Annotated in this window: 29 protein-coding genes; 28 read left to right on the plus strand and 1 reads right to left on the minus strand. The window is 38.8% G+C overall.

Translation table 11 applies throughout. The annotated features are described in order from the left end of the window. Positions 1 to 96: 96 nt before the first annotated feature. Positions 97 to 2,202, minus strand: coding sequence for an elongation factor G (gene fusA, locus H4J73_RS10380; RefSeq protein WP_182180576.1), 2,106 nt, complete (start codon positions 2,200 to 2,202; stop codon positions 97 to 99). Positions 2,203 to 2,495: 293 nt separating this feature from the next. Between fusA and H4J73_RS10385 the strand changes: the two genes are divergently transcribed. The 28 genes from H4J73_RS10385 to rplO all read left to right on the plus strand — a co-directional run bounded on the left by H4J73_RS10385 (position 2,496) and on the right by rplO (position 19,417). Further along, positions 2,496 to 3,035, plus strand: a complete 540-nt coding sequence (locus H4J73_RS10385; protein WP_182180574.1) for an RNA polymerase sigma factor — start codon at positions 2,496 to 2,498, stop codon at positions 3,033 to 3,035. Further along, positions 3,025 to 3,576 (plus strand): hypothetical protein, encoded by a 552-nt coding sequence (locus H4J73_RS10390; RefSeq protein WP_182180573.1) that lies wholly within the window; start codon positions 3,025 to 3,027, stop codon positions 3,574 to 3,576. Before H4J73_RS10385 ends, H4J73_RS10390 begins: the two co-directional genes overlap by 11 nt. Then, positions 3,560 to 5,134, plus strand: coding sequence for a PDZ domain-containing protein (locus H4J73_RS10395; RefSeq protein WP_182180571.1), 1,575 nt, complete (start codon positions 3,560 to 3,562; stop codon positions 5,132 to 5,134). The genes H4J73_RS10390 and H4J73_RS10395 overlap by 17 nt, the downstream gene beginning before the upstream one ends. Before the next feature lie 183 nt (positions 5,135 to 5,317). Continuing rightward, the gene (locus H4J73_RS10400) at positions 5,318 to 6,520 is read left to right on the plus strand and encodes a hypothetical protein (protein ID WP_182180569.1); all 1,203 of its coding nucleotides are present in this window, start codon (positions 5,318 to 5,320) and stop codon (positions 6,518 to 6,520) included. Between the two features lie 671 nt (positions 6,521 to 7,191). After that, entirely contained in the window at positions 7,192 to 7,725 is a 534-nt protein-coding gene (locus tag H4J73_RS10405; protein WP_182180567.1) for an RNA polymerase sigma factor, read from the plus strand. Beyond that, entirely contained in the window at positions 7,715 to 8,263 is a 549-nt protein-coding gene (locus tag H4J73_RS10410) for a hypothetical protein (protein WP_182180566.1), read from the plus strand. Before H4J73_RS10405 ends, H4J73_RS10410 begins: the two co-directional genes overlap by 11 nt. Then, positions 8,247 to 9,839: a PDZ domain-containing protein gene (locus H4J73_RS10415; RefSeq protein ID WP_182180564.1), complete on the plus strand. Its 1,593-nt coding sequence runs from the start codon at positions 8,247 to 8,249 to the stop codon at positions 9,837 to 9,839. The genes H4J73_RS10410 and H4J73_RS10415 overlap by 17 nt, the downstream gene beginning before the upstream one ends. A gap of 217 nt (positions 9,840 to 10,056) precedes the next feature. After that, positions 10,057 to 10,368, plus strand: a complete 312-nt coding sequence (gene rpsJ / locus H4J73_RS10420; protein WP_070375080.1) for a 30S ribosomal protein S10 — start codon at positions 10,057 to 10,059, stop codon at positions 10,366 to 10,368. Positions 10,369 to 10,380: 12 nt separating this feature from the next. After that, the gene (gene rplC, locus H4J73_RS10425) at positions 10,381 to 11,019 is read left to right on the plus strand and encodes a 50S ribosomal protein L3 (RefSeq protein ID WP_182180561.1); all 639 of its coding nucleotides are present in this window, start codon (positions 10,381 to 10,383) and stop codon (positions 11,017 to 11,019) included. Positions 11,020 to 11,034: 15 nt separating this feature from the next. After that, positions 11,035 to 11,640: a 50S ribosomal protein L4 gene (gene rplD / locus H4J73_RS10430; RefSeq protein ID WP_182180559.1), complete on the plus strand. Its 606-nt coding sequence runs from the start codon at positions 11,035 to 11,037 to the stop codon at positions 11,638 to 11,640. Continuing rightward, entirely contained in the window at positions 11,637 to 11,939 is a 303-nt protein-coding gene (gene rplW, locus H4J73_RS10435; protein WP_182180558.1) for a 50S ribosomal protein L23, read from the plus strand. Before rplD ends, rplW begins: the two co-directional genes overlap by 4 nt. Positions 11,940 to 11,951: 12 nt before the next feature. After that, positions 11,952 to 12,776 (plus strand): 50S ribosomal protein L2, encoded by an 825-nt coding sequence (gene rplB, locus H4J73_RS10440; protein ID WP_182180556.1) that lies wholly within the window; start codon positions 11,952 to 11,954, stop codon positions 12,774 to 12,776. Between the two features lie 86 nt (positions 12,777 to 12,862). After that, positions 12,863 to 13,138, plus strand: coding sequence for a 30S ribosomal protein S19 (rpsS, locus tag H4J73_RS10445; RefSeq protein ID WP_070375075.1), 276 nt, complete (start codon positions 12,863 to 12,865; stop codon positions 13,136 to 13,138). Positions 13,139 to 13,148: 10 nt separating this feature from the next. After that, entirely contained in the window at positions 13,149 to 13,481 is a 333-nt protein-coding gene (gene rplV / locus H4J73_RS10450; protein WP_182180554.1) for a 50S ribosomal protein L22, read from the plus strand. A gap of 12 nt (positions 13,482 to 13,493) precedes the next feature. Beyond that, positions 13,494 to 14,189, plus strand: coding sequence for a 30S ribosomal protein S3 (gene rpsC / locus H4J73_RS10455; protein WP_070375073.1), 696 nt, complete (start codon positions 13,494 to 13,496; stop codon positions 14,187 to 14,189). A 10-nt stretch (positions 14,190 to 14,199) separates the two neighbouring features. Then, on the plus strand, positions 14,200 to 14,613 hold the full coding sequence (rplP, locus tag H4J73_RS10460) for a 50S ribosomal protein L16 (protein WP_070375072.1): 414 nt from the start codon (positions 14,200 to 14,202) through the stop codon (positions 14,611 to 14,613). Then, positions 14,613 to 14,804 carry a 50S ribosomal protein L29 gene (rpmC, locus tag H4J73_RS10465; protein ID WP_070375071.1) on the plus strand — a complete coding sequence of 64 codons (192 nt, stop codon included), beginning with the start codon at positions 14,613 to 14,615 and terminating at the stop codon, positions 14,802 to 14,804. Before rplP ends, rpmC begins: the two co-directional genes overlap by 1 nt. Next, positions 14,804 to 15,055 carry a 30S ribosomal protein S17 gene (rpsQ, locus tag H4J73_RS10470; RefSeq protein ID WP_182180552.1) on the plus strand — a complete coding sequence of 84 codons (252 nt, stop codon included), beginning with the start codon at positions 14,804 to 14,806 and terminating at the stop codon, positions 15,053 to 15,055. The genes rpmC and rpsQ overlap by 1 nt, the downstream gene beginning before the upstream one ends. A 337-nt stretch (positions 15,056 to 15,392) precedes the next feature. Beyond that, the gene (gene rplN / locus H4J73_RS10475; RefSeq protein ID WP_070375069.1) at positions 15,393 to 15,761 is read left to right on the plus strand and encodes a 50S ribosomal protein L14; all 369 of its coding nucleotides are present in this window, start codon (positions 15,393 to 15,395) and stop codon (positions 15,759 to 15,761) included. Positions 15,762 to 15,773: 12 nt separating this feature from the next. After that, entirely contained in the window at positions 15,774 to 16,088 is a 315-nt protein-coding gene (gene rplX / locus H4J73_RS10480; protein WP_182180550.1) for a 50S ribosomal protein L24, read from the plus strand. Between the two features lie 15 nt (positions 16,089 to 16,103). Beyond that, a complete protein-coding gene (gene rplE, locus H4J73_RS10485) occupies positions 16,104 to 16,649 on the plus strand; it encodes a 50S ribosomal protein L5 (RefSeq protein WP_182180548.1) in 546 nt (181 codons plus the stop codon). 4 nt (positions 16,650 to 16,653) lie between these two features. Next, complete coding sequence (rpsN, locus tag H4J73_RS10490) at positions 16,654 to 16,959, plus strand: 30S ribosomal protein S14 (RefSeq protein WP_070375066.1); 306 nt, start codon at positions 16,654 to 16,656, stop codon at positions 16,957 to 16,959. 19 nt (positions 16,960 to 16,978) lie between these two features. Then, positions 16,979 to 17,368, plus strand: coding sequence for a 30S ribosomal protein S8 (gene rpsH, locus H4J73_RS10495; protein WP_146799770.1), 390 nt, complete (start codon positions 16,979 to 16,981; stop codon positions 17,366 to 17,368). Positions 17,369 to 17,378: 10 nt separating this feature from the next. Further along, the gene (gene rplF / locus H4J73_RS10500; protein WP_182180546.1) at positions 17,379 to 17,912 is read left to right on the plus strand and encodes a 50S ribosomal protein L6; all 534 of its coding nucleotides are present in this window, start codon (positions 17,379 to 17,381) and stop codon (positions 17,910 to 17,912) included. Between the two features lie 9 nt (positions 17,913 to 17,921). Next, positions 17,922 to 18,275, plus strand: a complete 354-nt coding sequence (rplR, locus tag H4J73_RS10505) for a 50S ribosomal protein L18 (RefSeq protein WP_070375064.1) — start codon at positions 17,922 to 17,924, stop codon at positions 18,273 to 18,275. Between the two features lie 9 nt (positions 18,276 to 18,284). Continuing rightward, a complete protein-coding gene (rpsE, locus tag H4J73_RS10510) occupies positions 18,285 to 18,794 on the plus strand; it encodes a 30S ribosomal protein S5 (RefSeq protein WP_070375063.1) in 510 nt (169 codons plus the stop codon). A 6-nt stretch (positions 18,795 to 18,800) separates the two neighbouring features. Then, complete coding sequence (gene rpmD / locus H4J73_RS10515; protein ID WP_070375062.1) at positions 18,801 to 18,980, plus strand: 50S ribosomal protein L30; 180 nt, start codon at positions 18,801 to 18,803, stop codon at positions 18,978 to 18,980. A 2-nt stretch (positions 18,981 to 18,982) separates the two neighbouring features. Further along, positions 18,983 to 19,417: a 50S ribosomal protein L15 gene (gene rplO / locus H4J73_RS10520; RefSeq protein WP_182180544.1), complete on the plus strand. Its 435-nt coding sequence runs from the start codon at positions 18,983 to 18,985 to the stop codon at positions 19,415 to 19,417. The last annotated feature ends 3 nt before the right edge of the window (positions 19,418 to 19,420 follow it).

Here is a 19,420-nt window from a genome sequence, read left to right on the forward strand (position 1 = left end):
GATATTATAAAATTTAAATCGTTGATTATCTGTAATATTAAGACAATAAAAAAGGACGCAGAAGCGTCCTTTTTTGTTTTAGTACTTTAATGCTTACTATTTTCTAGCGGCATCTTTAGCTGCTTTAGCTGCTTTTACTTCAGCGATAACAACTTCTGCTACGTTATTAGGACAAGGCATGTAGTGAGAGAATTCCATTGAGAATTGACCACGACCTGATGTCATTGTACGTAATGTTCCGATGTAACCAAACATTTCTGAAAGAGGAACGTCAGCTTTAATACGAACACCAGAAACACCCGCGTCTTGACCTGCGATCATGCCACGACGACGGTTTAAATCACCAATAACATCACCAACGTGATCATCAGGCGTAAACACATCAACTTTCATGATAGGTTCAATTAACTGTGCACCAGCTTTTGGAATTGATTGACGGAAAGCACCACGAGCAGCTAATTCAAATGCAACAGCAGATGAATCGACCGCGTGAAAACCACCATCGTATAATTCAATTTCAACGTCAAGTACAGGGAAGCCAGCAAGAACACCAGTATCCATCATGCCTTTGAAGCCTTTCTCGATAGCTGGGAAGAATTCCTTAGGAACATTACCACCGACAACAACAGAGCTGAATACGAAACCAGTACCTGGTTCGCCGGGCTTAATACGGTAATCAATTTTACCGAACTGACCAGAACCACCAGACTGTTTCTTATGTGTGTAAGAATCTTCAATTGCCGTAGTGATTGTTTCACGGTAGGCAACTTGTGGCTTACCAACTTCTAATTCAACACCATAAGTACGTTTTAGAATATCTACTTTGATATCTAAGTGAAGCTCACCCATACCAGATAAAATTGTTTCACCTGAATCGATATCAGTTTCAACTTTAAAAGTAGGATCTTCTGCAACCATTTTACCGATAGCAAGACCCATTTTCTCAGTTGAACCTTTATCTTTAGGTGTCACAGAGATTGAAATTACAGGCTTAGGGAAAACCATCGCTTCTAGGACGATAGGGTGTTTTGGATCACATAATGTGTGACCTGTCTGAACATTACTTTTCATACCAACAATCGCGATGATATCACCAGCTTGTGCCGAAGTAAGCTCATTACGGTCATCAGCTTGCATTTCACACATACGTCCAACACGCTCTGTTTTACCTGTAGCAGCATTAAGAATTGTATCGCCTTTCTTCAATGTACCTGAATAGATACGTACGAAAGTTAATGTACCAAAACGGTCATCAGTGATTTTGAATGCTAACGCTTTGAATGTTTCTTCTGCAGAAACGATTGCGAATTCGCCATTAGGCGTGCCTTCTTCATCAGTAAGTGGTTGAGGATTAACATCGGTAGGTGAAGGCAAGTAATCAACAACAGCATCAAGAATTAATTGAATACCTTTGTTTTTAAATGCAGATGCACCGTAAGTTGGGAAGAAAGTCATATCACGAGTACCAGTACGGATACACGCTTTGACTTGTTCTGTAGTAGGAACCATTTCCCCTTCTAAGAACTCCATCAACATATCTTCATCAACTTCTAAAGCTGTTTCAATTAACTTCACACGGTATTCAGCCGCTTTTTCTACCATATCTGCTGGAATATCGGTAATTTCATAGTTTTCTGGAAGACCTGTGTCATCCCATATGTAAGCTTTTTCGCTCAGAAGATCAACTACACCTACAAAATCATCTTCTTCACCAATTGGTAAAGTCATAATAAGAGGAGTAGCACCTAGAACGTCTTTAACTTGTTTACAAACACGATAGAAATCGGCGCCTAAACGGTCAAGTTTGTTAACCATGATGATACGAGCAACTTTTGAGTCGTTCGCGTAACGCCAGTTAGTTTCTGATTGTGGTTCAACACCACCAGAACCACAGAATACACCAACACCACCATCAAGTACTTTAAGTGAACGGTAAACTTCAACGGTGAAATCAACGTGACCAGGAGTATCGATGACATTGAAACGGTGATCGTTCCAAAAACAGCTTACCGCAGCAGACTGTATGGTGATACCGCGCTCAGCTTCTTGTTCCATGAAGTCAGTCGTAGATTCACCATCATGTACTTCACCTGTTTTATGGATTTGACCCGTAAGTTTTAAGATACGTTCAGTTGTTGTGGTTTTACCCGCATCAACGTGAGCGAAGATACCAATGTTTCTGTATTTAGATAAATCTGCCATTACTTTACTCTATTTAAGTCGCTACTAAAAAAGCGGAATTATTGAAAATTTGCGCGCGAGTATACCATTACTTTATCTAAATCTGTATAAATAATGAAAAAAAATTGTACAAAGAGTATTTATTTGGATTTGGATTATGGCTATATATTTCGAATTAGTATTACCTCCATAGAATTAATGTTACCTCTATATAAGTAGAACTTTAAAAAGGTTAATTTTTATAAAATATATGCGACCCTTCAGGCACAAGCGTTGTTATATAAATATAAGAAAAATAAAGGGGTGAACTTTTGGTGCAATGGAATGAATCGCTTGTCGATAAAATGAAAGCCGGAGATCAAGAGGCATTGGAACAATGCTATCGACAGTTATCTCCCCTCATTTATACGGCAATTTTTAATATATGTCGTGATCAAGGTAATGCTAATGACTTATTGCAAGATACCTTTATTGCCGCATTTGAAAAAATTCACAGTTACACATCTGGACCACAATTGTTTCCCGCTTGGATAAAACGTATTGCCTTTAACCATACTTTTAATTTTTTGAAAAAACATAAATTAACCGTTATCGGTATAGAGAATGAAAACCAAGTAACGTCAACAGAGTTTTCAATAGAAATGCTACACGAACAGCATAATTTTTTAAGTGCCTTATTACTAAAAATTTCAGAAAAAGAACGTTTGATTATTTGGTTGTATGTGGTTGAACAATATAGCCATGAAGAAATTGGAAATATTGTGAAGAAAAGTCCTAGTTATTCAAAGTCAGTGGTTTCAAGATGTTTAAAAAAGTTAAGAGCAAAGCAAGAGATTAAAAATTATGCATATTAATTTACATCAAGCTCATGATAAATATAGCGAAGCAGAGTGCTTACATATAAAAAAGTGTGAACAATGCCAAGAAGATATTAAGTTGTTAGAACAATTAAAAGCTTCTGCGAATGTGATGCCGGTAATAATACCAGAAGCATCGAATTGGCAAGCGATTAGAAGACACACTATTGATAAAAAGTTAGTGGTCATTTCGCGGAAAACCAAAAGGACTAGGCCCTATTTTTTCCAACAACTTATTGGCATTGCCGCTTCCACCTTTTTTATTGCAGTGGGTTGGTTAGTGTGGAGCAACTATCAGTTACAGAGTCAGTTAGAACAAGTGCTGATGGTTAATCAATCGTTAGAATTACAATTGTTCGACAATGCGGTGCCAACATTTCATCAAACAGGTGTTTTGAACAAGGTCAGAAATATTGAATTAAAACTTTCCCAATCAACGAATGCTCAAGAAAAATTAATTTTACTGAATAAAAGAAAGTTACTAATTCAGGAAATTGTAAATATACAAAAGGAAAATAACGATGCAATATCAATCTAGACTCTATAAAAAATCATTATTAGTAATTAGTGCTCTGATTTTTTCATTGAATATACACGCCAACGAATGTGCGGCAGTTAAAATAACTTCAGCAAATCCTCAAGAGCATGATGTCGTTTATGAATTAGTGGGGCACAACGGGGCAGTTGCAGAAGGGCATAATAAACATTCTTATTTCAATGCCGTACTTGATGGAACTAAAGAGTATTACTTAGCCCCTGGTCTACATACACTGACTTTCAATCAATGGGATAAACGTTACTATCAACGATTTAAAAGGGGGCTGCAACCGCGTTTTGAGAGAACCTTGCCCAGCTCTATTCAAATGATTGTAGAGAAAAATAAAAGGTACAATGTTGCTGCTAAGTCATCAGGCAAAGATAATCTCCCTATTTTTAGTATTGAATCTATTGAGGACATAAGCAGCGACTTATGTGATGAAGACAAAGTAACTTATATAGCATCAACTAAGGCGCGCGAGATCCAACTTAATAACAACCTTGATTACAAACTGAAGCATCTAATGGCAAAAATGAAAACCATTCAGGAGAATAATTTATTCCCATTAGAGTTTAATTGGTCGTTTGGGGCCGTATTTGACACTAATCAAAATAGTTTTAAAACACTCGCCGTCTTTCCATACTCTTTTGCGAGCAAATTAAAACTAACCAGTGGCGACAAAATACTTGAAATTAATGGTGTCGATGTCAAAAGTATAACTTCGGATCCTTATAGTGTTCTTTATGGCTTGTTAGGAGAGTTAGGGTTAGGTCATGACGTAAATATGACTATTTCAAGAGCAGAAAAACAGCATAAGTTGTCAAATAAATATTTACCAGCAATTGTCCCTAGTGTGAATTATAAAACAACTGATTTTGATACGGTTCAATCATTAACTAATGCTACTGCAATACCTGAGAATATTAAATATCAGTACAATAATTTGATGGTAGAAATAGCAGAATATGCCAAAAATAATGATCTGGATGATACTGCGATTATGATAAAAAGCCCTGAGAAATATGATGTTTCTTTTGGTATTACAGGAAAAAATACAACGATAGGCAACAAATCAGCGTTTATGGTGACGCGAATTACTGAAAATAGTCCAGCTGAAAATTTACATTTAAAGCAAGGAGATATAATTGTTTCTATTAATGAACAAGAATTTACGGGTGCTGCATCGGTTATTCTAGCCAGTAATATTCGAGCCCTAGAGAAAAATAAAGTATATACAGTGTCTATTTTACGTAGTGGTATTAAACAGGTTTTAACGGGGATATATACACCAATACTATTTCCTAAATTTGAAATGACTGTAGATTTAGCCGAGAGAAGCTTAGCGTTAAACGCTTTATTTGATTTAGCGAATAATCCTATGGAATTTACCAAGGAACGCAAGTTGCGTTATAACTATGGAATTGAATTATATGACTACCGTTCGAGTACGTTAAGAACTCCGAGAAGTCATCGTTCTGATGCAAGCTGGAGATCAAGTTCAAAACCAAGTTCGCCATCAAAATCGAGTTCGAGTTCAAAATCTTCATCAAAGAATTAAGGTTTAACGCTGCTTGAGTTAATAACTCAGGCAGCATTCTAAAACCGAATTAACCAACGATTTATCAGAAAAATAGTTCCAAACTAAGAGCCATTATTAGTCAATATTATTAACAAATATTGACTTAATTAAGCGGTAATGGCTAAACCTATGAACGTATTCAGTTAAAATAAAGGATTACAGATGAATAAATACAGATTGGCAAAATCAGCATTAGTTGCATTGATTCCAGCCTTGCTGCTACAAACAGTCTATGCAGCAGATTGTGCATCAGTTAGTTTGGCGAGTGGTGAAATCTCTGGAAAAAAAGTTATCTTAGAATTACTGGGAACTAATGGTAAAGCGGTAGCTCAACCTAAGAAATATCAAAAAACGCTCAAAGGAGACCATGCATACTTTCTTGCTCCTGGTACGCATACCTTGATTTTAAATCAATGGGATAAACGTGATTTTATTTCATATCATAAAAGTTTACGTAGAGGAGTAACGGCCAGTAATCCACCTGTGCCATTGCAGTCTGCAGTTACTATGCAAGTATTGGCTAATCAACATTATCAGTTATCTGTGAGTGAAATGGGACTTGGTTCTGTAATCGAAATTAAGGAACAAGACAGTAAAGAGTGCGAAGGGATATTCATTGCAAAAGCAAAAACTAATTATCCTGAATTACTTGCGGTAGACCTACCCGAAAATCTTCAGCAGCAGCTAACGTCAATGATGCATAGCCTTACCGTCTTTCATCAACAAACAGCTGACAAGCGTGATGATACTAATGTTCAATCTCGTAAGCTAAACGAACATTTTGGCACTGTGTTGGCAAGAGATTTTGTCGGTGAGAATATAAAGGTAGATAAAGTGATAAGCCATTCACTTGCAGCCGGCGTTAATATTAAGGCAGGAGACTTAATTATTAAATTGGGAGAAGAAATATTTAATACGGCGAGTAATACACCCAGCCAAGTAATAAATACTTACTTGAAAGGGCGTGCCTATGGTGAACAAATATCTCTAGACATCCTTCGTGCAGGGAAAGTAATGAAGCTCACTGGCCGTTATATCCCAGTGGTTGTCCCTGAAGCATCTTACACCATTGTTAAAGGCTCAATGAATGATGTTATTAATCAAACAATATTACCTGCACAACTAGCCTTCGAATTTGACCAGTTTTTGTTAGCAATGAACAATTATTACCAACAAATGGGGCAAGGTAATAAAATCGTCATTGTTAAAGAACCAATATTTCAACTCTCAATAAATTTGGCTTCTGTAGAGAATGCGCAAAAAGAAATGTTGAAAGCGAGTATTGAAGGAAAGGGCAGTTATCATAAATTAAGGAGTAGAGAATCGAGAAGTTCAGGCGTTCTTAATTATAATATGGGGGGGTAGAGTCTTAACATCATCGACTTTAAATAAGTCATTATATATCTCAACTTAATGAATAACATTCAGTGAACGGTGAGCATTACAAATAACTTAATATGCACACAAGTAGCTAACAATAAAGCTGAAAATACTTTAACAATGTAATGTAGCACCTTCAGGATAATTTATCTTTAGGTGCTACAGAGCCTCAACCTATCTTCTGTGAATAAAAGTTACGTCTATCTACGTTAACTCATATCATAAACTGCATAATACCCACACCAATTGTAAATATAAAATCATATTTCTCCGTTATATTTATCGGTAATAAGGCGGTTGAAAAAGGATCCATGTCGGTAAGTTTGCACTTTATTTATATGATGCTTTGAATCAGCGTCACTTAACCCTTTCTCTATAAATAAAAAGAAAAATCAGAAAAGTTTACCATTCTTTGCGACCATTTATTGTTGACAGATGTATTACTAAGTATGAAAGGATAAGGATAGAAATCAATGCAAGGTAAAAAGCTTAAGATAAACTAAGTGACTTATTAAAATATCATATTATACCGTATCGATATGATAGACCGCCGGTGCTAACGCTGGTAATTGCGTTGTAAGTTGTTAAGTCAATGAAAGCACACTTTATCAATAATAGTGGCACACACATTGAAGAAAAGGGATTTGGAGGAGTAGATGTTAAAAATTGACGTTTTATCAGGAATGTTAGCCGGAGAGAATGAGGCTTTTGAAAAGTGTTATCGGCTTTTCTCCCCTGCACTTTATGGTTTTATTATTAGGATTTGCCGAGATGAATCTACCGCTAATGATTTATTGCAAGATACATTTGTGGACGCCTTTAATTCAATAGGATCGTTTGATAAGAATCGCTGCTTTGCTTCATGGATAAAGAGGATCGGTTTTAATAATACCTTAAATAATATTAAGAAAGTAAAAAGACAACAAGAGGTGTTTTCACAATTAACTTACCTTTTTACTGATGGCAGTTATGTAAATAATGAAGCAGAAAATCAAAACTTATTAGATAACTTATTAGCACAAATAACGGAGACTGAGAGAATGGTTTTATGGTTGTCAGTGGTTGAGCAATATAAGCATGATGAAATAGGGCGTATATTCAATAAAACCGCGAGCTTTTCAAAATCTACGCTTTCACGCACCTTAAAAAAGTTAAAAATAAAATCTGAGGCTAAAAAATATGCAGGATAATAAAATTGAAAGTGCAGATTTACTAACAGCTGCAGACGAAGATCATGTTAGGGAAATTACTGACAATGAAGATGAGCGAACTAAGATGTCAGCCTTAATACAATCTTCTAAAATGTCTGCACTTAGCGTCCCTAATGAAATTAACTGGCTTAAAATTCAAGGCCGAATTCAACCGATAATTGCCGCTCCACATCACGTTAAAGAGCCAACTGTTGTGCCTTTTTACATTAAATCTTTTGCTGTAGCTGCATCAACAATCTTTTTAGCAATGGGCTGGCTAGTTTTTAGCAATTATCAATTACACAATCAATTAGAACAAGTGTTATTAACAAATCAACAATTAGAATCAAAACTTATAAATCCTAAAGTCACTACCTATGAACAAGTGTTTTTTGTTCAAAAATTAAATGATATTGATAAAAAATTACAAAATATTAGCTCTTTAGATCAAAAAGTAACACTTCTTCAAAAGCGAAGTGTTCTTATTTTAGAGCTCTATAAAACACAACAGGGAGTCAGCGATGTATTCAGTATATAAAAGTCATAAATTTGTATTAGGTTTAGTTTTGTTATTGGGGATAACGACGCATACAGTTTCAGCTAAGGAGTGTTCATCTTTACAACTAAAACAGACCAAAATAGAAGGTGAAACTTACCTCTCAAGAATAAGACTTAGCAATGGTTTGATGTTAGAGAGTGAAATTAAAAAGTATACAAGTGGCCTCAGCACTAGAACACTTCGTACCGGTCTTATTGGTGGAGATGAATTAAGGACGCTAAACGCCAGTAAACTCTATTATTTAGAACCAGGTGAACACAGCGTAACAGTGGAACTATGGAAAAAGGATGATTTGGAGACGTATTACACAGATTTTATGCGTGGAACCGATAGCCCTAAATCACCTGAACGCTTATCAACCTTTAGATTGAGAGTAGAAGATAATCATGCATATCAGGTGGTTTTTAGTCTCGATGGTCAGGTAACACTCAGTGCAGAAAAGTCATTATGCGTATTAGACAATAATTATATTCTTGGAGCTATCACGAGCAAAGTTGATGAGATTAAAAGTAGTGAAAAATTGCCGCCTGAACTTGAAAAACGCCTAAGGGTGGTGATGAATAAACTCTTTGATAATGTGCAACCTTTAGGTCTTATTAATAGTGAAGTAAGTCAATATTTTGGTGCGGTTAAAGACGAAAATTATAAAGACAAAGACGGCGGGGTAAGATTACTAAGCGTTTTGCCTTTTTCATTAGCTCATAAACTGGGGTTACTTAGCGGAGATGTAATAGTAAGTTACGGCGATCCTGCTTATAGTAACTTAACAGAATTACTCACGGCACTTGACTATAAAAAAGAAATGAAACTTGAGGTCTTAAGGAATAGTTCATTAGTCGCGCTTAACATGGTGTATGAGCCTGTTGTTGTGCCGCAAGTAACCTATGGTCGCGATAAAAACGATATTCAAAAAACACTTATTGAAGGGGTAGAGTTTGATCATGAATTACAGTTTGAATATGAACGACTTATGCTTGAAATTACAGAATACTATCGAAATAAAAATTACAAAGGTCGGCTCAACATAGTAAGAGACAATACCTTGAACGAACAATTTGGTCTTATAGGTACATTAGACAAAGTCTCAGGTTCAAAATATAGCATTGTTGTTGATGAAGTCTTGCCTCATAGTGCAGCTAAGGCTATAGGACTTAAAGTTGGTGATATAATAGTCTCAGTGAATGATAAAGTAATGAACACACGATACATCACGCATATTAATGAAGAGTTAAAAAATCTAGCAGTAGGAGAAGAGTATACTATAGCTATAGAACGCCAAGGTAAAAGTATAGCTTTGACCGAGAAATTTACAGCAAGTGCTTTTTTATCTTTTAATTTAATAATAGAACTAGACTCTGTGGACACCTATTACGCTAACTTAGCATCGATAAAAAGTGTGAACAAAGATATTAAAGATTTTACACAGTTACTTAGGAACAGCCAGGGAACTCGGAGTTCTTCTACAAAGAGCAGGATTTCCGGGAAGGGGCCGTCTTCACCTTGGCAATCGAGTAATAAGAGATCAGGAAAAGAAAGCAAAAGCTCAGAAAAATAGTTAACGAATATCTTTGTCTTGCTATATATCTTTGCTTATGTATAATACGCATCCGCATATAGCTCAGGCTTTGTGCGGATTTCTACTTATGCCAACATGGATAAGTACTACAGCAGCTCCGATAGGGAGTTGAATGTTATTAGCGATACACCCCCCTTTTACATATAAAAGGTGATGGGATGTATTTTGTTGTTCTTTAAAAATGGGGATTTGATTAATGTCAAATCAAAGAATTCGCATTCGTTTGAAAGCGTTCGATCATCGTTTGATTGATCAATCAACAGCTGAAATCGTAGATACTGCAAAACGCACTGGTGCACAGGTTCGTGGTCCAATTCCACTTCCTACACGTAAAGAGCGTTTTACTATCTTGACTTCTCCACACGTTAACAAAGATGCGCGAGATCAGTACGAAATTCGTACTCACAAACGCATGATTGATATCGTAGAGCCAACTGAAAAGACTGTAGACGCATTAATGCGTTTAGATCTTGCAGCTGGCGTTGACGTTCAAATCAGCTTGGGTTAAGGGGTTTTAACAATGACTATTGGTCTAGTTGGACGTAAAGTAGGCATGACTCGTATCTTCACTGAAGATGGCGTATCAACACCTGTAACCGTTCTAGAAGTTGAAGCCAACCGTATTTCTCAAGTGAAAACTTTAGAAACTGACGGTTACTCAGCGCTTCAAGTTACAACAGGTAGCCGCAAGGCTAGCCGTGTTACAAAACCAGCAGCGGGTCATTTCGCTAAAGCTGGCGTTCAAGCAGGCCGTGGCCTGTGGGAATTCCGCTTAAACGAAAATGAAGGCGAAGGTTTAGAGTTGGGCAGTGAATTAACTGTTTCAATTTTCGATGACATAAAATTAGTAGACGTAACTGGCACGTCAAAAGGTAAAGGTTTCCAAGGCGGTATTAAGCGCTGGAACTTTACTATGCAACATGCCACTCATGGTGTTTCTTTATCACATCGTTCTAACGGTTCGTTAGGTCAGTGTCAAACACCAGGTCGCGTTTTCAAAGGTAAGAAAATGTCTGGTCACATGGGTTCTGTGCGTTGTACTACACAAAACCTTGAATTGGTTCGCGTTGACGCAGAACGTAACTTGCTCCTTATTAAAGGTGCGGTTCCGGGTGCAATCAACGGTAACGTAATCATCAAACCAGCTGTTAAAGCCTAGTCCGGGAGATTCGTGATGGAATTATCATTAAAAGACGCTTCAGGTGCTCTTGAAGTTTCTGAAGCAACTTTTGGACTTGAGTTTAACGAAGCATTAGTACATCAAGTAGTAGTTGCATATGCAGCTGGCGCTCGTCAAGGTACTCGTGCTCAAAAGACTCGTTCAGAAGTAAGCGGCGGTGGCGCAAAACCTTGGCGTCAAAAAGGTACTGGCCGTGCTCGTGCTGGTACTACCCGTGGTCCAATTTGGCGTTCTGGTGGCGTAACATTCGCTGCTAAACCTCAAGACCACAGCCAAAAAGTAAACCGTAAAATGTACCGTGGTGCGATTAAAAGCATCTTATCTGAGTTAGTTCGTCAAGATCGCTTAGTCGTGGTAGAAAATTTTACTGTTGAAACACCAAAAACTAAAGAATTAGTAGCTAAACTTAACGGCTTGGAGTTAAAAGATGTATTAATCATCACTCCAGAAGTTGATGAGAACTTGTTCTTGTCAGCACGTAACTTATATAAAGTTGACGTTCGTGACGTAGACGGTATTGACCCAGTTAGCTTGGTTGGTTTCGAGAAAGTTTTGATGACTGCTACTGCAGTTAAACAACTTGAGGAGATGTTAGGATGATAAGCGAAGAACGTTTGTTAAAAGTGCTTTTAGCACCGAACATTTCTGAGAAAAGCACAATGGCCGCTGAAGCAAACAACACTGTTGTTTTCAAAGTTGTCACTAGTGCTACTAAAGCTGAAATCAAAGCTGCTGTTGAGAAACTTTTTGAAGTTTCAGTAGACGGTGTTCGCACATTAAATGTTAAAGGTAAAGTGAAACGTACTGGTGCTCGTTTTGGTCGCAGAAGTGACTGGAAGAAAGCCTACGTTACTCTTGCTGAAGGCAGCGACATCGACTTCGTCGGCGCGGAATCATAGGAGTTTACGAAAATGGCTATAGTTAAATGTAAACCTACTTCTCCGGGTCGTCGCCACGTAGTTAAAGTGGTAAACACGGAGTTGCATAAAGGTAAGCCTTACGCACCATTATTAGACACTAAGTCTAAGTCTGGTGGCCGTAACAATACCGGTCGTATTACAGTTCGTCACGTTGGTGGTGGTCACAAGCAACATTACCGCATGATCGACTTTAAACGTAACAAAGATGGTATCCCTGCAAAAGTTGAGCGTTTGGAATATGATCCAAACCGTTCTGCTAACATTGCACTTGTATTATATGCAGATGGTGAACGTCGTTATATCTTAGCCCCTAAAGGCTTAAGCGCTGGAGATACAATCCAGTCAGGTATCGATGCTCCAATCAAGCCAGGTAATACAATGCCACTTCGCAACACACCATTAGGTAGTGTTGTGCATGCAATCGAACTTAAGCCAGGTAAAGGTGCACAAATTGCACGTGCTGCTGGTACTTACGCTCAGTTAGTTGCTAAAGACGGTGCATATGTCACTTTACGTCTTCGCTCTGGCGAAATGCGTAAAATTGAGTCTGACTGTCGTGCTACTTTAGGTGAAATCGGCAATTCTGAACACATGCTTCGCTCTTTGGGTAAAGCTGGTGCTTCAAGATGGCGCGGTATTCGCCCAACTGTTCGTGGTGTTGCCATGAACCCAGTTGATCACCCACACGGTGGTGGTGAAGGTAAAACATCTGGCGGTCGTCACCCGGTATCCCCTTGGGGCGTACCAACTAAGGGTTACAAGACTCGTTCAAACAAACGTACTGATAAATTTATCGTGCGTCGTCGTACTAAATAGTACATTTAATTAATACTCTGAATGTGGAGCTTAGGTTACTTCGGTAAGGTTAAGTTCACATGAAGGGTAAATAAAGAGGATTCACCATGCCACGTTCTCTCAAGAAAGGTCCATTTATAGACCTACACTTGCTGACGAAGGTAGAGAAAGCTCTGGAAAGCGGGAATAAAAAGCCAATTAAAACCTGGTCTCGTCGTTCAATGATCATCCCTACGATGATCGGATTGACCATAGCTGTCCATAATGGCCGTCAACACGTACCTGTATTTGTAACTGATGAAATGATCGGTCACAAATTAGGAGAATTTGCACCAACTCGTACTTATCGCGGTCATATCGCTGATAAGAAAGCGAAGAAATAGGGGAAATTAAATGGAAGCTATCGCTATACATAAATTTGCCCGCGGTTCTGCTCAAAAAGCACGTTTAGTTGTGGATCAAATCCGCGGCTTACATGTAGAGAAAGCACTTGAAATACTAACTTTCAGCAACAAGTCAGCTGCTGAATTAGTTAAAAAAGTACTTAACTCTGCAATTGCTAATGCTGAGCATAACGAAGGTGCAGACATTGATGAACTTATCGTAAAAACTATTACGGTTGATGATGGTCCAACAATGAAACGTATCCGACCTCGTGCAAAAGGCCGTGCGGATCGTATAATTAAACGTACAAGCCACATAACTGTGATTGTATCTGATAACTAGGAGTATATTAGTATGGGTCAAAAAGTTCATCCTAACGGTATTCGCTTAGGTATCACGAAACCTTTCGCGTCTACTTGGTTTGCAAGTAATAAAGACTTCGCTGAAAATTTACGCGGTGACCATTTGGTTCGCGAATATTTGAAAGAGAAGCTTGTCCGTGCATCATTATCTAAAGTAGTGATTGAACGTCCAGCTAAATCTATCCGCGTAACAATTCACACGGCTCGTCCGGGTGTAGTTATCGGTAAGAAAGGCGAAGATGTTGAAAAACTACGTTTAGCTGTTTCTAAAATTGCTGGTGTTCCTGCTCAAATCAACATCGCTGAAGTACGTAAGCCAGAAATGGATGCGCAGCTTGTTGCCGACAGCATTGCTAGTCAATTAGAACGTCGTGTGATGTTTCGTCGCGCTATGAAACGTGCTGTACAAAATGCTATGCGTCTAGGCGCAAAGGGTATTAAAGTACAAGTAAGTGGTCGTTTAGGCGGTGCAGATATTGCACGTGCTGAATGGTATCGTGAAGGTCGTGTACCACTACACACTTTACGTGCTGACATCGACTATGCTATTGCACGCGGTAACACAACTTATGGTGTTATTGGTATCAAAGTGTGGATCTTTAAAGGTGAAATCATTGGTAATATGCCTCTACAGGCAGAAGTACCAGCGGCTAAACCTAAAAGAAAAAACAACCGCAAGCCTAAGTAGGAGCTAAGTAATGTTACAACCAAAACGTACTAAATTCCGTAAGCAATTTAAAATGCGCAACCGTGGTCTTGCACACGTCGGTAGTTCAGTTAGCTTCGGTACTTTCGGTTTAAAATCAATGGAACGTGGTCGTATGACTGCGCGTCAGATTGAAGCGGCACGTCGAGCAATGACTCGTCACGTTAAGCGACAAGGTAAAATCTGGATACGTGTATTCCCTGATAAGCCAATTACTAAAAAGCCTCTTGAGGTTCGTATGGGTAAAGGTAAAGGTTCAGTGGAATATTGGGTATGCCAAATTCTACCAGGCCGTGTTCTTTATGAAATGGAAGGTGTATCGGAAGAAATCGCACGCGAAGCATTTGCTTTAGCCGCGGCTAAACTTCCGTTCAAAACATCTTTCGTAACTAGAACGGTGATGTAATGAAAGCTAGTGAATTAAAAGATAAAAGCATTGAAGAGCTAAATACTGAAATGCTTGCATTATTACGCGAACAGTTTAACTATCGCATGCAAGCAAGCACAGGACAATTAGCACAAACTCATTTGCTAAGAACGGTACGTCGCAATATTGCACGTGTAAAGACTATCATAACTGAAAAGGCAGGTAAGTAATGAGCGAAGCTAAAATCCGCACACTACAAGGTCGTGTTGTCAGTGATAAAATGGATAAGTCTATCACTGTATTAATAGAACGTCGTGTTAAGCACCCAATGTATGGTAAGTACCTTACGCGTTCAACTAAGTTGAAAGCGCATGATGAGACAAACCAATGCAACGAAGGTGATTTAGTAACAATTCGTGAAGTTGCACCAATTTCAAAGTCTAAAAACTGGACTTTAGTTGATGTAATCACTAAATCATAATTTACTTTTAGTAAATTTGTTTTAACGAACGTGTTTAATAAAAACCCTATCACACTGTGATAGGGTTTTTTTATGCATGAAAGACAGCCTTTTTCGTAATAATAAAAATCAGAGTTGATAATATTTTACAATATTGATGGTGTTAATTATTTCCAAGCTATGAAATTGTTTATTTTTTAGCTAAATAAAGTATCACTTTAACTTTTGCGGTGTTATAATCTCGCGCCCTCCGAATTCGTTTGACGTTTTTATGGGGGAGTAGAAGGCAGTGACGGGTCAAATTTCTGGCCTTAAATTATATCTAAGTTAATTTAGATAAATAGCGGAGTAAAACTCAATGATCCAAATGCAATCACAACTGAACGTAGCTGATAACAGCGGCGCTCGACGTGTACAGTGTATAAAGGTTCTTGGTGGTTCGCACCGTCGCTACGCGCGTATCGGTGATATCATTAAAATTGCAGTGAAGGAATCAAATCCTCGTGGCAAAGTTAAAAAAGGTGATGTTCTGACTGCGGTAGTTGTGCGCACTAAGAAAGGTGTTCGTCGTTCAGATGGTTCAACCATCCGTTTTGATGAAAACGCGGCTGTAATGTTAAATGCTAACTTACAACCAATTGGTACTCGTATTTTCGGTCCAGTGACGCGTGAACTTCGTAATGAAAAGTTCATGAAAATCGTTTCACTTGCACCTGAAGTACTATAAGGAGTCACGATAATGGCATCTAAGATTCGTCGTGATGATGAAGTTATTGTACTAGCTGGCAAAGACAAGGGTAAGACTGGTAAAGTCACTAAAGTTCTTGTTGAAGACAGTAAAGTATTTGTAGAAGGCATAAACTTAATCAAGAAACACACTAAGCCTGTACCTCAGTTACAGCAACCTGGTGGGATTATTGAAAAAGAAGCTTCTTTACAAGTTTCAAACGTAGCGATTGTTAACCCTAAAACGGGTAAAGCAGATCGTGTAGGATTTAGAGTTGAAGACGGCAAAAAAGTTCGTTTCTTCAAATCTAACAACGAACTAGTTTAATTATTGGAGTAAACGATGGCGAAACTGCATGATTTTTACAAAGATACTGTTGTAGACGACCTTCAGAAGAAGTTCGAATATAAGAGTGTCATGCAAGTCCCTCGGATTGAAAAGATCACCCTTAACATGGGTGTTGGTGAAGCTATTGCTGATAAAAAAGTATTAGACCATGCCACAAATGATCTTACTGCAATCTCAGGTCAAAAACCAGTTACGACTGTAGCACGCAAATCTGTTGCGGGCTTTAAGATCCGTGAAGGTTACCCTATTGGTACAAAAGTAACTCTACGTGGCGAACGTATGTGGGAATTTTTAGAGCGTTTAATTTCGATCTCTATTCCTCGTATCCGCGATTTCCGTGGCTTAAACCCTAAGTCATTCGATGGCCGTGGTAACTACAGCATGGGCGTACGTGAGCAAATAATCTTCCCTGAAATCGATTACGATAAAATCGATAAAATTCGTGGGATGGATATTACTATCACTACTAGCGCGAAGAGCAATGAAGAAGGACACGCATTGTTGTCTGCCTTTAGCTTCCCGTTTAAGAACAAGGTGTAGAGTTATGGCTAAAACGTCAATGAAAGCTCGTGAAGCTAAAAGAACCAAATTAGTAGCACAATATGCTGAAAAGCGTAGTGCATTGAAAGCAATTATCTCTAACGATAACTCTTCTGAAGAAGATCGTTGGGATGCTGTATTGAAACTTCAAAGTTTACCTCGTGATTCATCAAGTAGTCGTCAACGTAACCGTTGTAATATTACTGGTCGTCCGCATGGTTTCTTACGTAAATTCGGTTTAAGCCGAATCAAATTGCGTGAAGCAATGATGCGTGGTGAAGTTCCAGGTCTTAAGAAAGCTAGTTGGTAATTCACGGGAGTAAATTGTTATGATGACTGATCCTATCGCGGACATGTTTACACGCATCCGCAACGGTCAATCTGCAGCTAAAGTTGCAGTTACAATGCCATCTTCTAAGGTTAAAGTTGCTATTGCCAACTTGCTTAAAGAAGAAGGTTATGTATCAGAGTTTTCAGTGTCAGGCGAAGTTAAGCCTGAGTTATCTGTAACTTTGAAATATTTTGAAGGTAAAGAAGTAATAGAAACGATCAAACGTGTTTCACGTCCTGGTCTTCGTATATACAAAAGCTGTGATGAACTTCCTAAAGTTCTAGCAGGTATGGGTATTGCGATTGTATCTACTTCTAAAGGTCTGATGACTGATCGCGCTGCTCGCTCTGCGGGTATCGGCGGTGAAATCATCGGTTTCGTAGCGTAAGGAGAAATATATGTCTCGTGTTGCAAAAGCACCTGTCGTTGTTCCTGCTGGCGTTACTGTTACGTTATCAGGTCAAGACATTCAAGTTAAAGGTCCAATGGGCGAATTATCTCGCACGATCCATAGTGACGTTGTTATTTCTCAAGAAGAAAATAGCATCATTACTAATATCGTTGCTGATGTTAAAGGCGCATGGGCTCAAGCAGGTACTGCACGTGCTTTAATCAATAATATGGTTGAAGGTGTTAGTACAGGTTATGCAAAAACATTGTTATTAAACGGTGTTGGTTATCGTGCAAAAGCTGCAGGTAAGTCATTAAGCTTATCTCTAGGTTTATCACATCCAGTTAACCACGCTATCCCTGATGGGATTACCGTTGAAACTCCTAGTCAAACTGAAATCATACTGAAAGGTGCTGATAAACAGTTGGTTGGTCAAGTTGCTGCAGACATTCGTTCATACCGTAAGCCAGAGCCTTATAAAGGTAAAGGTATACGTTATAGTGACGAGCATGTTCGCCGTAAAGAAGCTAAAAAGAAGTAGGATAATACTATGGATAAGAAAACATCTCGTTTGCGCCGCGCTAAACGCGCTCGTGCAAAAATTAGCGAGTTGGGTGCGAATCGTTTAGTTGTATTTCGTACTCCTCGCCACATTTACGCGCAATTGATCGCTCCAACGGGTTCTGAAGTTATCGCATCTGCGTCTACTTTAGACAAAGAAATCAGTGCTCAGTTAGATAAAACAGGTAACGTTGCCGCAGCAACTGCAGTCGGTACAGCAATTGCTGAACGTGCAGTAGCTAAAGGGATCACAAGCATTGCTTTTGATCGCTCTGGTTTCCGTTATCACGGTCGCGTAAAAGCGTTAGCAGAAGCAGCTCGTGAAGCTGGCCTGCAGTTCTAGGAGTTGATAATGGCTAATCATAATCAAGAAAACTCACAACAAAGTGATATGGCTGAAAAGCTAATCGCCGTTAACCGCGTTTCAAAAGTGGTTAAAGGTGGTCGCATATTCAGTTTCACTGCTCTTACAGTAGTTGGTGATGGTGCTGGTCGCGTTGGTTTCGGATACGGTAAAGCACGTGAAGTGCCTGCTGCAATCCAGAAAGCAATGGAAAAAGCACGTCGTAACATAGTAACCGTTGATCTGAAGGGTACAACTCTTCAGCATGTCATTATTGGCAAGCACTCTGGTTCTAAAGTTTACATGCAACCAGCTTCTGAAGGTACAGGTATCATCGCCGGTGGCGCGATGCGTGCAGTACTAGAAGTAGCAGGTGTTCAGAACGTATTGTCAAAAGCATACGGTTCTACTAACCCGATCAACGTAGTTCGTGCTACTGTTTCAGCTCTTGCGAATATGAAATCGCCGGCAGGTGTTGCAGCTAAGCGTGGCAAAACCGTTGCAGACATACTGGGGTAATTGAGCATGGCTAAAACAGTAAAAGTAACTCAAATGAAAAGTTCTATCGGTCGTTTACCGAAGCATAGAGCTACATTAAGAGGTCTTGGATTACGTCGTATCCGTCATACAGTAGAGTTAGAAGATACTCCATCTGTACGCGGTATGATTAACACAGTATCTTATATGGTTAAGGTGGAGGACTAATTATGCATTTAAATACTTTATCTCCTGCACCAGGTGCAAAGAAAGCTAAGAAGCGCTGTGGGCGTGGTATTGGTTCAGGCATAGGTAAAACAGGCGGACGTGGCCATAAAGGTCAGAAGTCTCGTTCTGGCGGTAGTGTACGTCCAGGTTTCGAAGGTGGTCAAATGCCATTGAAACAACGTTTACCTAAGTTTGGTTTCACGTCACGTAAATCTTTAGTTCGCGCTGAAGTACGTCTACATGAACTAAATAACATCACAGGTGATGTTGTCGATATCTTTGCTCTTAAAGATGCAAACCTAATTACACGTAACATTAAGACAGCAAAAATTATGTTGTCTGGTGAAATTAACCGTCCAATTACGGTTCGTGGTTTAGGTGTTACTAAAGGCGCACGTGCAGCTATTGAAGCTGCTGGCGGAAAAATCGAGGAATAGTAC

Origin of the sequence: Colwellia sp. MB3u-41, assembly GCF_014076845.1 — a bacterium.
GTDB lineage: Bacteria > Pseudomonadota > Gammaproteobacteria > Enterobacterales > Alteromonadaceae > Colwellia_A.

What these genes read in the sequence shown, in the direction of transcription:
- fusA (WP_182180576.1), bottom strand. Translation starts at nt 2,202, where the DNA reads ATGGCAGATTTATCTAAATACAGAAACATTGGTATCTTCGCTCACGTT.
- H4J73_RS10390 (WP_182180573.1), top strand. Translation starts at nt 3,025, where the DNA reads ATGCATATTAATTTACATCAAGCTCATGATAAATATAGCGAAGCAGAG.
- H4J73_RS10395 (WP_182180571.1), top strand. Translation starts at nt 3,560, where the DNA reads ATGCAATATCAATCTAGACTCTATAAAAAATCATTATTAGTAATTAGT.
- H4J73_RS10400 (WP_182180569.1), top strand. Translation starts at nt 5,318, where the DNA reads ATGAATAAATACAGATTGGCAAAATCAGCATTAGTTGCATTGATTCCA.
- H4J73_RS10405 (WP_182180567.1), top strand. Translation starts at nt 7,192, where the DNA reads ATGTTAAAAATTGACGTTTTATCAGGAATGTTAGCCGGAGAGAATGAG.
- H4J73_RS10410 (WP_182180566.1), top strand. Translation starts at nt 7,715, where the DNA reads ATGCAGGATAATAAAATTGAAAGTGCAGATTTACTAACAGCTGCAGAC.
- H4J73_RS10415 (WP_182180564.1), top strand. Translation starts at nt 8,247, where the DNA reads ATGTATTCAGTATATAAAAGTCATAAATTTGTATTAGGTTTAGTTTTG.
- rpsJ (WP_070375080.1), top strand. Translation starts at nt 10,057, where the DNA reads ATGTCAAATCAAAGAATTCGCATTCGTTTGAAAGCGTTCGATCATCGT.
- rplC (WP_182180561.1), top strand. Translation starts at nt 10,381, where the DNA reads ATGACTATTGGTCTAGTTGGACGTAAAGTAGGCATGACTCGTATCTTC.
- rplD (WP_182180559.1), top strand. Translation starts at nt 11,035, where the DNA reads ATGGAATTATCATTAAAAGACGCTTCAGGTGCTCTTGAAGTTTCTGAA.
- rplW (WP_182180558.1), top strand. Translation starts at nt 11,637, where the DNA reads ATGATAAGCGAAGAACGTTTGTTAAAAGTGCTTTTAGCACCGAACATT.
- rplB (WP_182180556.1), top strand. Translation starts at nt 11,952, where the DNA reads ATGGCTATAGTTAAATGTAAACCTACTTCTCCGGGTCGTCGCCACGTA.
- rpsS (WP_070375075.1), top strand. Translation starts at nt 12,863, where the DNA reads ATGCCACGTTCTCTCAAGAAAGGTCCATTTATAGACCTACACTTGCTG.
- rplV (WP_182180554.1), top strand. Translation starts at nt 13,149, where the DNA reads ATGGAAGCTATCGCTATACATAAATTTGCCCGCGGTTCTGCTCAAAAA.
- rpsC (WP_070375073.1), top strand. Translation starts at nt 13,494, where the DNA reads ATGGGTCAAAAAGTTCATCCTAACGGTATTCGCTTAGGTATCACGAAA.
- rplP (WP_070375072.1), top strand. Translation starts at nt 14,200, where the DNA reads ATGTTACAACCAAAACGTACTAAATTCCGTAAGCAATTTAAAATGCGC.
- rpmC (WP_070375071.1), top strand. Translation starts at nt 14,613, where the DNA reads ATGAAAGCTAGTGAATTAAAAGATAAAAGCATTGAAGAGCTAAATACT.
- rpsQ (WP_182180552.1), top strand. Translation starts at nt 14,804, where the DNA reads ATGAGCGAAGCTAAAATCCGCACACTACAAGGTCGTGTTGTCAGTGAT.
- rplN (WP_070375069.1), top strand. Translation starts at nt 15,393, where the DNA reads ATGATCCAAATGCAATCACAACTGAACGTAGCTGATAACAGCGGCGCT.
- rplX (WP_182180550.1), top strand. Translation starts at nt 15,774, where the DNA reads ATGGCATCTAAGATTCGTCGTGATGATGAAGTTATTGTACTAGCTGGC.
- rplE (WP_182180548.1), top strand. Translation starts at nt 16,104, where the DNA reads ATGGCGAAACTGCATGATTTTTACAAAGATACTGTTGTAGACGACCTT.
- rpsN (WP_070375066.1), top strand. Translation starts at nt 16,654, where the DNA reads ATGGCTAAAACGTCAATGAAAGCTCGTGAAGCTAAAAGAACCAAATTA.
- rpsH (WP_146799770.1), top strand. Translation starts at nt 16,979, where the DNA reads ATGATGACTGATCCTATCGCGGACATGTTTACACGCATCCGCAACGGT.
- rplF (WP_182180546.1), top strand. Translation starts at nt 17,379, where the DNA reads ATGTCTCGTGTTGCAAAAGCACCTGTCGTTGTTCCTGCTGGCGTTACT.
- rplR (WP_070375064.1), top strand. Translation starts at nt 17,922, where the DNA reads ATGGATAAGAAAACATCTCGTTTGCGCCGCGCTAAACGCGCTCGTGCA.
- rpsE (WP_070375063.1), top strand. Translation starts at nt 18,285, where the DNA reads ATGGCTAATCATAATCAAGAAAACTCACAACAAAGTGATATGGCTGAA.
- rpmD (WP_070375062.1), top strand. Translation starts at nt 18,801, where the DNA reads ATGGCTAAAACAGTAAAAGTAACTCAAATGAAAAGTTCTATCGGTCGT.
- rplO (WP_182180544.1), top strand. Translation starts at nt 18,983, where the DNA reads ATGCATTTAAATACTTTATCTCCTGCACCAGGTGCAAAGAAAGCTAAG.